The organism is Chryseobacterium sp. C39-AII1 (assembly GCF_039672645.1).
Taxonomy (GTDB): domain Bacteria; phylum Bacteroidota; class Bacteroidia; order Flavobacteriales; family Weeksellaceae; genus Chryseobacterium.
The window spans coordinates 34454-49734 of sequence record NZ_JBDFPQ010000011.1; the positions used below are offsets into that span (position 1 = coordinate 34454).

At 36.1% G+C, this 15281-nt stretch carries 12 protein-coding genes; all 12 read left to right on the forward strand.

The window, feature by feature from the left end:
* Positions 1-8: 8 nt before the first annotated feature.
* The 12 genes from ABEG63_RS15750 to ABEG63_RS15805 all read left to right on the forward strand — a co-directional run bounded on the left by ABEG63_RS15750 (position 9) and on the right by ABEG63_RS15805 (position 15268).
* Positions 9-1832: a RagB/SusD family nutrient uptake outer membrane protein gene (locus ABEG63_RS15750; RefSeq protein ID WP_346586110.1), complete on the forward strand. Its 1824-nt coding sequence runs from the start codon at positions 9-11 to the stop codon at positions 1830-1832.
* An 80-nt stretch (positions 1833-1912) separates the two neighbouring features.
* Positions 1913-2935, forward strand: a complete 1023-nt coding sequence (locus ABEG63_RS15755) for a pectinesterase family protein (protein WP_346586112.1) — start codon at positions 1913-1915, stop codon at positions 2933-2935.
* Between the two features lie 42 nt (positions 2936-2977).
* Entirely contained in the window at positions 2978-4390 is a 1413-nt protein-coding gene (locus ABEG63_RS15760) for a pectate lyase (protein WP_346586114.1), read from the forward strand.
* 83 nt (positions 4391-4473) lie between these two features.
* Positions 4474-5733: a glycoside hydrolase family 88 protein gene (locus ABEG63_RS15765; RefSeq protein WP_346586115.1), complete on the forward strand. Its 1260-nt coding sequence runs from the start codon at positions 4474-4476 to the stop codon at positions 5731-5733.
* Between the two features lie 235 nt (positions 5734-5968).
* Positions 5969-7612, forward strand: coding sequence for a glycoside hydrolase 43 family protein (locus tag ABEG63_RS15770; RefSeq protein WP_346586117.1), 1644 nt, complete (start codon positions 5969-5971; stop codon positions 7610-7612).
* A 271-nt stretch (positions 7613-7883) separates the two neighbouring features.
* The gene (locus ABEG63_RS15775; protein ID WP_346586118.1) at positions 7884-9551 is read left to right on the forward strand and encodes a glycoside hydrolase family 28 protein; all 1668 of its coding nucleotides are present in this window, start codon (positions 7884-7886) and stop codon (positions 9549-9551) included.
* Between the two features lie 147 nt (positions 9552-9698).
* Positions 9699-10607, forward strand: coding sequence for an alpha/beta hydrolase fold domain-containing protein (locus ABEG63_RS15780; RefSeq protein WP_346586120.1), 909 nt, complete (start codon positions 9699-9701; stop codon positions 10605-10607).
* A 179-nt stretch (positions 10608-10786) separates the two neighbouring features.
* On the forward strand, positions 10787-11755 hold the full coding sequence (locus ABEG63_RS15785) for a pectinesterase family protein (protein ID WP_346586122.1): 969 nt from the start codon (positions 10787-10789) through the stop codon (positions 11753-11755).
* 142 nt (positions 11756-11897) lie between these two features.
* Positions 11898-12635 carry a rhamnogalacturonan acetylesterase gene (locus tag ABEG63_RS15790; RefSeq protein ID WP_346586124.1) on the forward strand — a complete coding sequence of 246 codons (738 nt, stop codon included), beginning with the start codon at positions 11898-11900 and terminating at the stop codon, positions 12633-12635.
* Between the two features lie 191 nt (positions 12636-12826).
* Positions 12827-13168, forward strand: a complete 342-nt coding sequence (locus ABEG63_RS15795) for a cupin domain-containing protein (RefSeq protein WP_346586126.1) — start codon at positions 12827-12829, stop codon at positions 13166-13168.
* Positions 13169-13229: 61 nt separating this feature from the next.
* Entirely contained in the window at positions 13230-14129 is a 900-nt protein-coding gene (locus ABEG63_RS15800; protein ID WP_346586128.1) for an alpha/beta hydrolase, read from the forward strand.
* Between the two features lie 233 nt (positions 14130-14362).
* Positions 14363-15268, forward strand: a complete 906-nt coding sequence (locus tag ABEG63_RS15805; protein ID WP_346586130.1) for an alpha/beta hydrolase — start codon at positions 14363-14365, stop codon at positions 15266-15268.
* Positions 15269-15281 lie beyond the last annotated feature (13 nt).

Below are 15281 nucleotides of genomic sequence, written 5' to 3' on the forward strand. Positions count from 1 at the left end.
CTAACATTATGAAGAAGAATAAATTTTTAGCTATAGTATTTTCCATTGCAGGATTAATCACTTTAAATTCATGCGATCAATATCTTGATGTAGAAAGCTTGTCCAATACCGCAGAAGCTCAGCAGTTCGACTCTGCGTCGGATACTTTCTCAGCCTTGGTTGGTGTCTACAACGCCACAATGGGTGACAACACCTACGGGCAAAGAATGAATCTTATCCTGACACAGTCAGGAGACGATTTAAGAACTTCAGGAGACTATAATGCCAATGACAGAAGAGGAGTTAGCTGCTTTGGCGCAATACCTACAAATACAGAACTTTTAAGACCTTTCCTTGATACGTATGCAGGTATCGAGAGAGCGAATCTTGTTATTAAAAATATTCCGCTTTCGCCAGTTTATAAAACAGGTTCTGATGCAGATAAAAAATTAATGGACAGATATTTGGGTGAAGCTTTAACGCTGAGAGCTCAATTCTATTCTGATCTTATTAAAAACTGGGGCGATGTACCTTTCCAAGACGTTCCTTCAGCAGATTTGCCAGATTTATACCTTCCTAAAACAGACAGAGATATCATCTACGATAAAATTCTTGATGATTTATTGAAAGCTGAAAGCTTAGTTCCTTGGAGATCAGAAGGAGGAACAACTGCTCAGAGAATTTCAAAAGGTGCTGTAAAAGGTTTAAGAGCAAGAATCGCTTTGGCAAGAGCCGGATATTCATTAAGAAGAGCACCACAGCAAATGCTACAGGGTTCTAATCCTCAGAAATATTATCAGATTGCTTTTGATGAATGTAAAGATATCATCAATTCTGGTCAGCATCAGTTAAATCCGAGTTATGAAGGAATGTTCAGAGCATTGCATACCAATTCTCAGGATGCTACAAACGAAGTAATTTATGCCATCGGAGCATTCGGAGGAAATTCAAGAACTGACTCTAAAATCGGTTACTACAACGGGTTGAGACACGATGATACAGACTGGAAATCTTCCGGAGGTATTAGTGCGATTCCAACTTATTTTTACGAATTCGGAAAATATGATTTAAGAAGAGACATCAACGTTGCGATCTTTAGAGTAAATACAACAAAACAGGAAGAACTTCAGACTTCTATCAACTGGAATGACGGAAAATTCAGAAAATCTTGGTCAAATATTACAGGAACTTCTCAGAACCTTGGTATCGACTGGCCTTTGTTAAGATATTCTGACATCCTGTTAATGTTTGCCGAAGCAGATAACGAATTGCATGGTGCGCCTTCACAAGATGCTATCGATGCAGTAATGGCGGTAAGAAGAAGAGCTTACACAGGTAATCTTGGTCAAGTAGGAACCATTCCTACCACTAAACTTGCGTTCTTCAATTATCTTGTAAAAGAAAGACAATTGGAATTTGGTGGAGAAGGTTTGAGAAAATATGATCTTATCCGTTGGAATCTGTTAGAAACAAAAATCAATGAAACCAGACAAAAACTGACTGATTTCATGAATGGTACAGGCGCTTATGCCAACGTTCCGGAATATATTTTCTATAAAAAAGTAGCGTACGACAAGTCTAAAACGGCTCAACAGAATATTACAGATATAGATTTCTATACTACGACAGGCGTTGCAAAAGCAGATATTTTCTATAGCCCGAACCAAAGTGTGGCGACACCTTCCGGATATACGAAAGTTAACTGGAGATTAGCAATGACACAGTCATACATTAGTGGCGACCCTCTTAAGAGTTATGCCTATTATTTCCAGCCAAACAAGAGAGAACTTCTTCCATTGGCTTTGGATGTTGTTAATTCAAACTATAATCTTACCCAAGATTACGGATACTAGAAAAAGTTTCACATTCATATCAAAGAATACAGGCTTATTCCTCAAAAGAAAAGCCTGTATTTTAACTAAAAAATTTTTCAATGAAAACTTCCACTTTTATTAAAAATTTAACATCACTTTCAATCTTTTCGATCATCTTGTTAAGTCTTCTTTCTTTTAAAACTGCCGATAAAACGATCGTGGTTTCAAAAGACGGAAAAGGCAACTTTACCACAGTACAGCAAGCCATCGATGCCGTTGAAAATGGTTCTTCTTCAAGAACAAAAATTTTAATTAAATCTGGAACTTACAAAGAAAAAATTACCGTTCCTGAAAGCAAAGGAGCTATTTTATTAGAAGGCGAAAATTCTCAAAATACCATCATCACATTTGATGATTTTGCTTCAAAAAAGAATGCTGAAGGAAAAGATATCGGAACAACAGGTTCTTCCTCAATTTTTATTTATTCTAATGATTTTACGGCGAAAAATATTTCGTTTGAAAACAGTTCAGGAAGAGTCGGACAAGCGGTTGCTGTTTTAACGACAGGTGACAGAATAGCTTTTGAAAATTGCCGATTTTTAGGAAATCAGGATACTTTATATTTAAAAGGCGTTCAGGATTCACCCGATAAAACAAGATCTTCAAGAAACTATTTTAAAAACTGCTACATCGAAGGCACCACCGATTATATTTTCGGAGCCGGAACTGCCGTTTTTGAAAACTGTATCATTTTCTCAAAAGAAACGGCGAGCTACGTTACAGCCGCTTCTACTCCACAGGAAAACGAATTCGGATTTATTTTTATCAACTCTAAAATTATCGGCGATGCAAAGGAAAATTCAGTCTATTTAGGAAGACCTTGGAGGCCTTTTGCAAAGACTGTTTATATCGATTGTGAAATCAATTCAACTATCAAACCTGAAGGTTGGCACAATTGGAGCAAGCCTGATGCAGAAAAAACAACCTTTTACGGAGAGTTTGATTCAAAAGGTTCAGGAGCGAATGCAGCCAAAAGAGTTTCTTGGTCGCATCAGTTAACAAAAGAAGAAAGAAAAAAATACACCATAAATACTATTCTTAAAGGAAAAGACAACTGGAATCCATTGAAAAGTTTGAAATAAATTTTTAATCTAAACCTCGACAACACCAAAAAATTTTCAATCATGAAAAAACATTTCACAAAGCTATTCACGATAGGAATTTTATGCGGTATTTCCACAGTAACTCATGCTCAAAATGTGTTAAGTTTTCCGGGTGCTGAAGGTTTCGGAAGATATACCACCGGTGGTCGTGGAGGAAAGGTTTATTTTGTGACAAAACTTGCGGATGATGGTTCAGAAGGGACTTTAAGATACGCTTTAGACCAAAAAGGTCCGAGATATATTGTGTTTAAAACAGGAGGAACCATTTATCTGGAATCTCCTTTAAAGATAAAAGAAGGCGACGTAACTATTGCAGGACAAACTTCTCCCGGAGAAGGAATCACAGTTGCCAATTACGAAACTTTCGTAGGCGCAGATAATGTAATTATTCGTTACATGCGTTTCAGAATGGGCGATCAGAAAAATTATGAAGGAGATGCATTGGGCGCAAGATTCATTAAAAATTTAATCGTTGATCATTGTTCGATGAGTTGGTCTACAGACGAGACCGTTTCCATTTATGTTAACGAAAATACGACACTTCAATGGTGTGTCATTGCAGAAAGTCTAAGAAACTCTGCCCATCAGAAAGGCGCTCACGGATATGGAGGAATTGCAGGCGGAAAATTCGCATCTTTTCATCATAATATCTACGCGCACCACGACAGCAGAAACCCGAGATTGGGAGAATACGCAGGAAGTAAATTTGCTTTAACCGACCTTACCGATTTCCGAAATAATGTGATCTACAACTGGGGACACAATAACGTCTACGGTGGTGAGGGGATGAATGTGAATATCGTTAACAACTACTACAAACCAGGACCAGCAACGATGACCAGACAAAGAATTGTTGCCATCGATAAAAACGAAAAGCCGGAAACCGAAGTTTATAATATCTGGGGGAAATATTACATCAACGGAAATGTAATTGAAGGAAATTCTGAAATCTCAAAAGACAACTGGACACAGGGAGTTTTTGCACAGATGAAACCTTCTTATAATTTGACGGATAAAGATAAAAATTCGATAAAAATCAATAAACCTCACGATATTCAGAATAATGTTAAAACAGATAGTCCTAAACAGGCTTATGATAAAATTTTGGAAATTGGAGGAGCAAGTTTGACCAGAGATGCAATCGATTTACATGTATTAAAAGATGTAAAAAACGGAAATTTCACATATAATGGTTCAAAAGGAAGTTCTAACGGAATCATTGATTCTCAGAAAGATGTTGGCGGGTTTCCGAATTTAAAGCAAGGTACACCTCTACCCGATTCAGACAACGACGGAATGCCCGATGAATGGGAGATAAAAAATGGTTTAAATCCAAAAGTTGCCAATGCCAACGGAAGAGATTTAAATAAAAACTACGATAATATTGAAGTCTATTTTAATGATATTGTTAAAAAAATAACCGAAAAACAATAACCATGAAAATACTTTAGAATCGGTTATATCATATTTAACTTGAACAATTTTAGATAAAACAATCAACTTTAAAATTAAAACAAATGAATTTCATTAATTATAAAATAAAAGCATATGCTGTTGCCATCTTAGGTTCAGGAATTTTCTTGGCTTGTGCTCAGACAAAAACAGCAACCGCTGCAAAACCGGCTACTGAAACATCAAAATCAGGAAAAGTTATTCCTACCAATCTGAAATGGTCTGAAAGAATGATGCTTTCCGAAATGCAGAGATTTCCGCAAGCCTGGATGCTGGATTTCAGCAAAAGCCCAAAATGGACCTATCCATCAGCAATTGTTTTGGATGGTGCCGAAAAATTATATGCAAAAACAGGAAAAAAAGAATATTATAATTATATCAGCGATTTCGGTAAAGATTTAATTAAAGAAGACGGTACCATCCTTACTTATGATTTGGATAAGTACAATATCGATATGTTAAACAGCGGAAATGTTTTACTTTATCTTTATGAAAAAGAGAAAAAAGAGAAATATTTAAAGGCACTTCAGACTTTACGTCTGCAAATCGACGGGCAACCGAGAACAAATGAAGGTTCTTTTTGGCATAAAAAAATCTATCCTTACCAAGTTTGGTTAGACGGATTGTATATGGGAATGCCTTTCTACACACACTATACAAAAGATTTTGTTAAAGGCGCAGATGCTCAGAAAGCGTATGACGATATTGTTTTCCAGTTTGATTCTGTTCAGAAAAATATGCTGGATAAAAAAACAGGATTGCTGTATCACGGCTGGGATGAAAGCAAAGAACAGGCTTGGGCGAACAAGGAAACCGGGCTTTCACCTAATTTCTGGGGAAGAGCAATGGGCTGGTACGGAATGGCGCTAGTAGACGTTTTAGATTATTTACCGAAAGATCATCCTGGAAGAGCAAAATTAATTTCTTATATAAAATCTTACGCTGATGCCGTAATTAAAGTTCAGGATAAAAAATCCGGGCTTTGGTATCAGATTATGGACAAGCCTTTGGAAAAAGGGAATTACGAAGAAGCTACAGCATCCTCTATGTTCGTTTACACCATCATCAAATCGGTGAATGAAGGTTACCTTCCAAAATCATACAAAGCAGCGGCTAAAAAAGGCTACGATGGAATCATTAAAAATTTAATTACGGTTGATGAAAACGGAGTCGTAAACCTTAATAAATGTTGCGCCGTTGCCGGATTAGGAGGAAAACCTTACAGAGACGGTTCTTACGAATATTACGTAAACGAAGAAATTCGTTCTAATGATGGAAAAGGAACAGGACCATTTATTCTGGCAAGCTTGGAATTTGAAAAATAATGTTTTAAACCATTAAGAAGAGCTAAGAAGTTAAGATTCTATTAAGCTCATTGCTTAAAACAAAGCTCAACTTAATTATACTAAACTCCTTAATAAAACCTTAATGGTAAAAAATTTTAAACAATTAGCCTTTGCTGAGTGAAACGCCTTTGCGAACTAAAAATCAACAGCATTAAATTCAAAAAAATCTTTGCGCTCTTTGCGTTAAAACTAAACCAGATCTAAAATCTGATTTATGAAAACAAAAAACATTTTAAATATACTTTCAGTAACTGTTTTTTCAATTGCGTCAAATTATTTGAATGCTCAAGAAAAAAACTACGTTTCCGAAGTTTGGACTGCTGATCAGGGAAAAACTTATAAAAACCCGATCCTTTACGCAGATTATTCCGATCCGGACGCGATTCGTGTGGGAGAAGATTATTATATGACAGCTTCGAGTTTCAATGAAACTCCCGGATTACCAATTCTTCATTCAAAAGATATGGTTAACTGGAAGTTGGTGAATTATGCCCTTCCGGATGTCCTTCCGAGTGAACATTTTTCAACGCCCAAAAGAGGCGACGGTGTTTGGGCACCTGCCATCCGTTTCCACAAAGGAGAATTCTACATTTATTGGGGTGATCCCGATTATGGAATTTATATGGTGAAGACCAAAGATCCACTCGGAAAATGGGAAGAGCCCGTTTTGGTAATGGAAGGAAAAGGTCTAATCGATTCCTGTCCGTTTTGGGATGAAGACGGAAATGCTTATTTAGTTCATGGTTGGGCGGGAAGCCGTGCCGGAGTGAAAAGTATTTTAACTTTAAATAAAATGAATCCTGAAGGAACGAAAGTTTTAGATAAAGGCGTTCATGTTTTCGATGGTCACGATGCACATCCAACCGTTGAAGGTCCGAAAATGTATAAAAGAAACGGCTATTATTACATTTTTGCTCCTGCTGGTGGCGTAGCTACAGGTTGGCAATTGGTATTAAGATCAAAAAATATTTATGGCCCTTACGAGGAAAAAGTTGTGTTGGAGCAAGGTTCGACAAAAATCAACGGACCTCATCAGGGTGCCTGGGTAGACACGCCTTCTGGTGAAGATTGGTTTTATCATTTTCAGGATGTGGATGCAGGCGGAAGAATTATTCATCTGCAACCGATGAAATGGGAAAAAGAATGGCCTGTTATTGGAATTGACAATAATAAAAACGGAATCGGCGAACCGGTTTTAACATACAAAAAGCCAAACGTTGGGCAAACGTATCCTGTCGTTACACCTCCTGAAACGGATGAATTTGACGGTGAAAAATTAGGATTACAATGGCAATGGAGCGCGAACGAAAATATAGTGTGGTCTTCCAAACTTCCGGGACAGAAATTTTTAAGATTATTCTCGATAAAAGTTCCTGAAGGTGAAAAAAATCTTTGGAACGTTCCGAATTTATTGACTCAAAAATTTCCGGCTCCGAATTTTGCAGCATCTACAAAAGTTAAATTAACTCCCGAAGATGCTAAAGAAGGAAAAACTGCAGGACTTTTAGTGATGGGACTAAATCATGAATCAATTGTAATCACCAACAACCCAGACGGATTTTATCTTCAGTTAAGAAGAGCCGAAAAAGCAGATAAAGGCGGCGAAGAGAAGATTTTGTTTGAAACCAAATTAAAAGGAAACGAAGCTTATTTAAAAGTGAATGTGAATGAACCGAATGGTTTATGTCAGTTCAGCTACAGCGAAAACGGAAAAAACTTCACAAAAGTGGGCGACGTTTTCCAATCAACGCCCGGAAAATGGATTGGTGCTAAAGTCGGTTTATACAGCATAAGCACAACCAAAGCGGCGCGCGGCGGATATGCCGATTTTGATTGGTTTAGAATAACGAAAAATTAAGATTTAAAGCGCTCGCAGATTGAGCAGATAACGCAGATGATCGTGTGTAATTTTTTATCTGAATTAAATAACAAAAAAATCTGCGCAATCTGCCTAATCTGCGAGCAAAAAATAAATATTAGATTAAAAAATCTAAGAACAAAAAACTTTACAATATAGTTTCATTTTTATTCGTCGTTTTGCTGTTGTCTGCATACCAGTCACAAACAAATGCTTCATAGGCAACGGCAAAGCGCAATAAAAAATGAATTAAAACTCAAAAAATAATAAAATGAAGAAGTCTCTTAAAGTGATCGGTTTAGTAGCAGCAATGATGTTTTCAGGGCAAATCTATGCTCAGAACCTTGATATTTATAAAAACATTGAGTTTAAAATGCCTCAGGTGGCAGAAACTTCATTTGCAGCCAATACCGTTTCTATCACTCAGTATGGCGGTATTGCAGGCGGAAATGTAAAAAATACAGAAGCTTTCAAAAAAGCAATTGAAGATTTAAGCAAAAAAGGAGGTGGAAAATTAGTCGTTCCTAGAGGAATGTGGCTAACAGGTCCTATCGAATTAAAAAGCAATATCAATCTTCACGTAGAAGAAGGTGCTTTCATCATTTTCAGTAGAGATAAAGCAGATTATCCTTTGGTGGATGTGAGTTTTGAAGGATTAAATACCACTCGTTGCCAGTCTCCGATTTCTGCAAAAAATGCAACCAATATTGCCATCACAGGAAAAGGCGTAATCGACGGAAGCGGTGATGCGTGGAGAGCCATCAAAAAAAGTAAAGTATCAGAATCTGAATGGAAAAATATCGTAAAATCCGGCGGAATTTTATCTACAGACGGTAAAAACTGGTATCCATCAGAAAGCTATAAAAAAGGATTTGAAAGCAGTTCAAGCTTCAATGTTCCTGATAAAATTTCTAAAGATGAATTAAATACAGTTAAAGATTTCCTTCGTCCGGTAATGGTAAGTTTGGTTGGCTGCGACAAGGTCTTGTTAGACGGACCGACTTTCCAGAATTCTCCGGCTTGGAACCTTCACCCTTTAATGTGTTCAAACGTGATTTTAAGAAATCTTACCGTTAGAAACCCTTGGTTTTCTCAAAACGGTGATGGTGTAGATTTAGAATCTTGTAAAAATGTTTTGATCTATGATAATACATTTGATGTTGGTGACGATGCCATTTGTATTAAATCAGGAAAAGATCAGGACGGAAGAAAAAGAGGAATGCCAACTGAAAATGTAATTATTAAAAATAACGTCGTGTACCACGGTCATGGAGGTTTTGTAATTGGAAGTGAAATGTCCGGTGGCGCAAGAAATATCCATGTTTCTGATTGTACTTTCATCGGAACAGATATCGGTCTTCGTTTCAAAACAACGCGTGGAAGAGGAGGAATTGTTGAAAATATTTACATCAAGAATATTGATATGATTAATATTCCTACACAGACGATTGGTTTCAATATGTTCTATGAAGGTGCTTCTCCGGTGTTGGAAGACGGACAGAAACAGGAAGGCAACAAAACTCCTGAAAAGGTATATCCTGTAACTGAAGAAACTCCGATTTTCAGAAATATTTTCTTTAAAAACATCAATGCGGTGAATTCTGATGAAGCGATTACCTTATTCGGTTTAGCAGAAATGAATCTTAAAAATATTGTGATTGAAGATTCTCAGTTTGATACAAGAAAAGCTTTAACCATCGTAGATGCCGACGGAATTCAGTTGAAAAATGTTAAATTAAAATATACTGAAGGAACGGGAGCAACAGTTTATAATAGCAAAAATATCAACCTTTCAACAGTGAAGTTTGAATCTGCAAATAAACCGTACGTGAAGGTTTTAGGAAATAAAACAGGAACCGTATTGTTACCAAAAGAAGTAACGTCTGATAAAAATTTACTTTCTATTGGGACGGATGTAACGAAAAACGCGGTTAAATAGTGTATCAATTATTTAAACCATTAAGATAAATTAAGTTGTTAAGAACAATTAAGTAATCCTACTTTAAGATAAAATCAGAATGATTTTCTTAGTAAAACTTAACTCCTTCAATATTCTTAATGGTTCAAAATTTAAAAATTTGACAACATGATTTTTAACAGAAAACATACTTATATTTCTATTTTTTTTGTGGGGACAATGGCATTCGGACAGGTAAATCGACCGAATGCTACTCCTTACACCACCGAAGGTACGTTTGAAAAATTCAAGAAAAAATATCCTTTTCTCACTTCCATTGAACGACCTGTTCCACAAAATATCAAAATCGATCAAGATGTGGAATACAAAAATGTCAATGGACTTTCTTTGAAGGCCGATGTTTATTATCCTTCAGATCAATCGAAAAAATATCCGGGAATTGCGATGGTTCACGGTGGTGGATGGATTTCAGGAAGCAAGGAAAATGAAAAATTCATGGCAATGGAGCTGGCTTCAAAAGGGTATTTGGTGATCGCAATCGGTTATCGATTAGCCGATGTCGCAAAATATCCGGCGGGAGTTGAAGATATTGAAACCGGAATTGATTGGTTAAAGAAAAACTACGGAAAATATTCTTTAAATAAAAAGAAAATGGGGGTTTTGGGCGAGTCTGCGGGAGCGCAAATGGCAACTTTAGTAGGCGTGAAGAAAAAGAATAAAATTCAGGCCATTGTAAATGTAGACGGAATCGTTTCATTTATTCATCCTGAAGCCGAGGAAAGCACCTACGCTGCGTATTGGCTTGGAGGCGATAGAGAGAATAATCTAAAAAACTGGAAAGAAGCTTCACCGCTGGAATATGTGGATAAAAATACGCCTCCTACCCTTTTCATCAACAGTTCACAGCCTCGCTTTCATGCAGGAAGAGACGATATGATGAAAAAATTAAAGAGTTATAATATTCCGACTGAGTTTCATGAAATCAAAGATTCCCCGCATTCATTCTGGTCAGCAGAACCCTGGTTTACAGAAACATTGAATTTAACTGTTGATTTTTTAAATAAAGTTTTGAAATAATAATTTTAAACGCAAAGTTTATTAGTAAATATGTTAAACTTAAAGGAGCAAAGATGAATCAACAAGTTGATTTGATGAAGTTATCGTCATAGCTTCGCGAAGCAAATTTTATTTGCCTTTGCTCCCTAAAAATCATGAGGCTTTATAAAAATCTTTGCGTCAAAAAAATAATTCAACCTATGAAAAAATTATTTTTAATTCTTCTCATTTCAATGGCTCAATTTCTCTTCGCAGGAAATGAACCTTACATCAAAATTACCGTTGCCAAAGACGGGAGCGGAGATTTTACATCAATCCAGAAAGCGATTAATTCCATCAGAGACTTAGGTCCTGCAGAAGCATTAGTTTTCATTAAATCCGGAACTTATAATGAAAAAATTATTATCGGTTCTTCAAAACATAAAATCACGTTAGAAGGCGAAAATAAAGACAATACCATCATTATCAACAATGATTTTTCAGGAAAACTGGATTCATTTAATGAAAAAATGACAACCTTCAATTCCTATACTTTATTGGTGATGGGCGATGATATTAAAATTAATAATTTAACGATTAAAAACTCTTCTTGTAATGAAGGACAGGCGGTTTCTCTCCATGTGGAAGGTGACCGTTTTGTGATTAAAAACTCAAATATTTTGGGTTGCCAGGACACGATTTATTCTGCTACCAACCACAGCAGACAATATTTTGAAAACTGTTATATCGAAGGAACCACCGATTTCATTTTCGGACAGGCAACGGTTGTTTTTAAAAATTGCACCATTAAAAGTTTAGCAGATTCTTACATCACCGCAGCCGCTACAGAAGCCGACAGACAATATGGTTTTGTATTTTTTGATTGTAAATTAATTGCCAAAGAAGGCATCACCAAAGTCTATTTAGGAAGACCTTGGCGACCTTATGCGAAAACGGTTTTCATCAATACCGAAATGGGAAAGCATATTCTTCCCGAAGGCTGGAATCCTTGGAAAGGCGATAAAATGTTTCCTGATAAAGAAAAAACTGCTTATTACGCAGAATTGGGAAGCAAAGGAGATGGCGGAAATATATCAAAGCGTGTAAGTTGGTCTCATCAATTGACGAAAAAAGATTTAAAAAATTACACATTAGAAAAGATTTTTAATGATTGGAACCCTAACAAATAATGAAATAAATTATTGAGATGCTTCGACAGGCTCAGCATGACATCACGGCAAATTTTCTGTTACATTAAAACAGTTAGTATTAGAGTTGTCATGCTGAGCGGAGTCGAAGCATCTTTCAAGTTTACATAAAATAAATTCTAAAATGAAAAAGATACTTTTAATATTTAGCTTAGCACTTTCAATGTTCATCTTCGCTCAACAGAAACCAACGCTTTTCTTAATCGGAGACTCCACAATGGCGAATAAAGAAAATCCGGATAAAAACCCAGAACACGGTTGGGGACAGGTTTTAGGACAATTCATGACTAATGGAATTGAAATCCAGAATCATGCAATGAACGGCAGAAGTTCAAAAAGTTTCAGAACAGAAGGAAGATGGGATAAAGTGGAAAAACAACTAAAAAAAGGAGATTTTGTTATTATTCAGTTTGGGCATAATGATCAGAAATTGAAAGATTCTACAAAATTTACCAATCCTTACACTCAATACAGAGCGAATCTGGAAAGATATGTAAATGAAGCGAGAGCTAAAGGAGCAATACCTATTCTGATGACCTCTATTACCAGAAGAAATTTTAATGAAAATGGTGTTTTAATCGACACTCACAAAGAATATCCTTTGGTGGTAAGAATGGTTGCAAAAGATATGAAAGTTCCTTTTGTTGATATGCAATTATTAACCGAGCAACTGGAAATTGCTGCAGGTTCTGAAAAATCGAAGCTTTTACATCTTCACTTTAAGGCAGGCGAAAATCCTTATTATACGAAAGATAAATCAGACGACACGCATCTATCGAGATTAGGCGCTGAATCTGTTGCAAAATTAGCGGTCAAAGATTTGAAGACTTTGAAAACAGGTTTGGAAAAGTATATTAAATAAATTATTTCCCACTGATTTTCGCAAATGATAACTTTTAGAATCTGCGTAATCTCCAAAATCTGCGAGAGGAAAACAGTCAGCTTGTCATTCTGACGAAGGAAGAATCTTAACTTTATTTTAGAGATTCTTCACTCCACTTCGTTTCGTTCAGAATGACAGTGCGTATAAAAAATGAATTTAAAATTTAAAAAATGAATTTCAAAAAAGAACCATTCTTCGACGGTAATTCTGAATGGGAAGATTTAGGCTACGGAGTTTCAAGACAATTTGTGGGCTACAATTCTCAGGTGATGATGGTGATTGTGAAGTTTGAAAAAGATGCGATCGGAGCTTTGCACCAGCATTTTCATTCACAAATCACGTATGTTGCCGAAGGAAAATTTGAAGTGACCGTGGATAGCGAAACCAAAATATTACAAAAAGGAGACGGATTTTTTGCTCAACCCAATATTTTTCATGGGGTAAAATGTCTGGAAGCAGGACGATTAATTGATGCTTTCACTCCTTTCCGAGAAGATTTTTTAAAAGATTAATTTATAAAAATCAAGCCTCATAGGTTTTCGAAACCTGTGAGGTTTATAATTTTTGTCACTCATGAAAAAAGCAGTTTTCATATTATTTACTTTTCTTTTTACTCAATTTTCTGCACAGGAAAAAATAATGTTCTGGCCAAAAGGTGAGATGCCGAATTCGAAAATTTTAGCTTCAAAAACTAAAAAGAAGAAAGAACTTGAAGCATTAAAAGAACCAGAACTTTTCGCTTTTCTTCCTCCTATAAAAGAAAGAAGACAAATATCAGTGATTATCATTCCTGGTGGTGGATATTCAAAATTAACTTACGATGAAGGCGCTTTTCAGATTGCAAAATGGATGAATACTCAAGGAATTTCCGCTTTTGTTTTAAATTACAGATTACCAACCTCATCAGATTTAATTCAAAGAGAGATTGCACCGTTACAGGATATTCAGGCTTCGATAAAATACATCAGAAAAAATGCTGCTCAATGGAACATTTCACCAGATTTGGTAGGCGTTGTCGGAACTTCAGCAGGCGGACATTTAGCCACAAGCGTAAGCAATATTACGACTGATTATACTCAGTTAAAAGGTGATTGGGAAAGTATCTCCACGATTCCGAATTTTGCCGTTTTGTTTTGTCCGGTTATCGATTTTGGTGAATATGCTCATAAAGGCAGCCGTGAAAGTTTACTCGGAGAAAATGCTTCAGCTGGAAAAATCAAAGAATATTCGATGCAGAATCGTGTGACAGAAAAAACTCCACCGACGATTTTATTTCATAATCAGGATGATACCGCGGTTCCTCCGATGAACAGTATTTTGTATTTCAAAGCAATGACTCAGCATAAGGTAAAAGGATCTCTATTTATTTTTCCGAAAGGAGGTCATCGATTTTTTGTAACCGATAAGGATGCATTGAACGAAAACTGGAAAAAATTGTGCTCAGACTGGCTTTTGGGTATTAGTAATAAGTAATTCACAAATTATGTTGGTTTATACAAAGACGCAAAGATTTTTTGAATTATTAAATATTCATTAAGGCACAAAGATTTTATCTTCGATAAAATAATGACACGGCAGTGTTGAAATTAACATTTAGTATTAGAAATGTCACACTGAGCCTGGCGAAGTGCTTTGCGCCTTAAAAACAATATAAAATTAAAACTTTGTGTCTTTGCGATTTTCCAACAAATCATAAAATAACAGTAATGAAAAGTATTTTTTTAGTTTTCATCATTTTTTTTGGCGCACAATTATCCGCGCAACAAAAAATTACCGTTTGGCCAAAAGGCGAAATGCCAAATTCAAAAGGTTTAAAATTAAATACAGTTGAAGAAAAGGAAGGCAGAATCACTCAGATTCAGGAAGCTGAACTGTTTGTGTTTTTACCGGCAAAAGAAGAGAGAAAATCGATGGCGATTATCATTATTCCCGGCGGCGGTTATCATCATTTAACTTATGATTTAGGCGGTTATTCCTATGCAAAATGGCTGAACACATTAGGAATTTCCGCGTTCGTTTTAAATTACAGACTACCAACTTCTCCAGATCTGAAACAAAGAGAGATCGCACCTTTGCAAGATATTCAGGCAGCTATTAAATTAATCAGAAAAAATGCAGCTCAATACGGTATCTCACCTGAGCAGATAGGCGTTTTAGGAACTTCCGCGGGCGGACATTTAGCTGCAATGGCAAGCAATATTTCTACAGATTATACAGAATTGAAAGGCGATTTGTCTACCATCTCAACAATTCCTAATTTTGCAGTTCTTGTTTCCCCGGTGATCGACCTTGGTGAATTTGCGCATAAAGGGAGCCGCGTGAATTTATTGGGCGAAGATGCTTCTCCGGAAAAAATAAAAGAATATTCTATGCAGAATAAGGTGAATGAAAAAACACCGCCAACCATTTTATTTCATGCTCAGAATGACCCTGCTGTTCCCGTTATCAACAGTATTCTGTATTACGAAGCCATGATAAAACATAAAGTAAAAGGCGCATTATTTATTTTTCCTGAAGGCGAACACAACATCGGAATTTCTAATACATCTGAATTAACAGACAATTGGAAAGAAATTTGCACAGATTGGTTGAAAACGATTATTAATAAATAATTTTTTAAGACTT

Bases quoted from the DNA above. Each gene is read 5' to 3' on its own strand.
- ABEG63_RS15755 (WP_346586112.1), top strand. From the start codon at position 1,913: ATGAAAACTTCCACTTTTATTAAAAATTTAACATCACTTTCAATCTTT.
- ABEG63_RS15780 (WP_346586120.1), top strand. From the start codon at position 9,699: ATGATTTTTAACAGAAAACATACTTATATTTCTATTTTTTTTGTGGGG.
- ABEG63_RS15750 (WP_346586110.1), top strand. From the start codon at position 9: ATGAAGAAGAATAAATTTTTAGCTATAGTATTTTCCATTGCAGGATTA.
- ABEG63_RS15795 (WP_346586126.1), top strand. From the start codon at position 12,827: ATGAATTTCAAAAAAGAACCATTCTTCGACGGTAATTCTGAATGGGAA.
- ABEG63_RS15770 (WP_346586117.1), top strand. From the start codon at position 5,969: ATGAAAACAAAAAACATTTTAAATATACTTTCAGTAACTGTTTTTTCA.
- ABEG63_RS15765 (WP_346586115.1), top strand. From the start codon at position 4,474: ATGAATTTCATTAATTATAAAATAAAAGCATATGCTGTTGCCATCTTA.
- ABEG63_RS15800 (WP_346586128.1), top strand. From the start codon at position 13,230: ATGAAAAAAGCAGTTTTCATATTATTTACTTTTCTTTTTACTCAATTT.
- ABEG63_RS15790 (WP_346586124.1), top strand. From the start codon at position 11,898: ATGAAAAAGATACTTTTAATATTTAGCTTAGCACTTTCAATGTTCATC.
- ABEG63_RS15760 (WP_346586114.1), top strand. From the start codon at position 2,978: ATGAAAAAACATTTCACAAAGCTATTCACGATAGGAATTTTATGCGGT.
- ABEG63_RS15785 (WP_346586122.1), top strand. From the start codon at position 10,787: ATGAAAAAATTATTTTTAATTCTTCTCATTTCAATGGCTCAATTTCTC.
- ABEG63_RS15775 (WP_346586118.1), top strand. From the start codon at position 7,884: ATGAAGAAGTCTCTTAAAGTGATCGGTTTAGTAGCAGCAATGATGTTT.
- ABEG63_RS15805 (WP_346586130.1), top strand. From the start codon at position 14,363: ATGAAAAGTATTTTTTTAGTTTTCATCATTTTTTTTGGCGCACAATTA.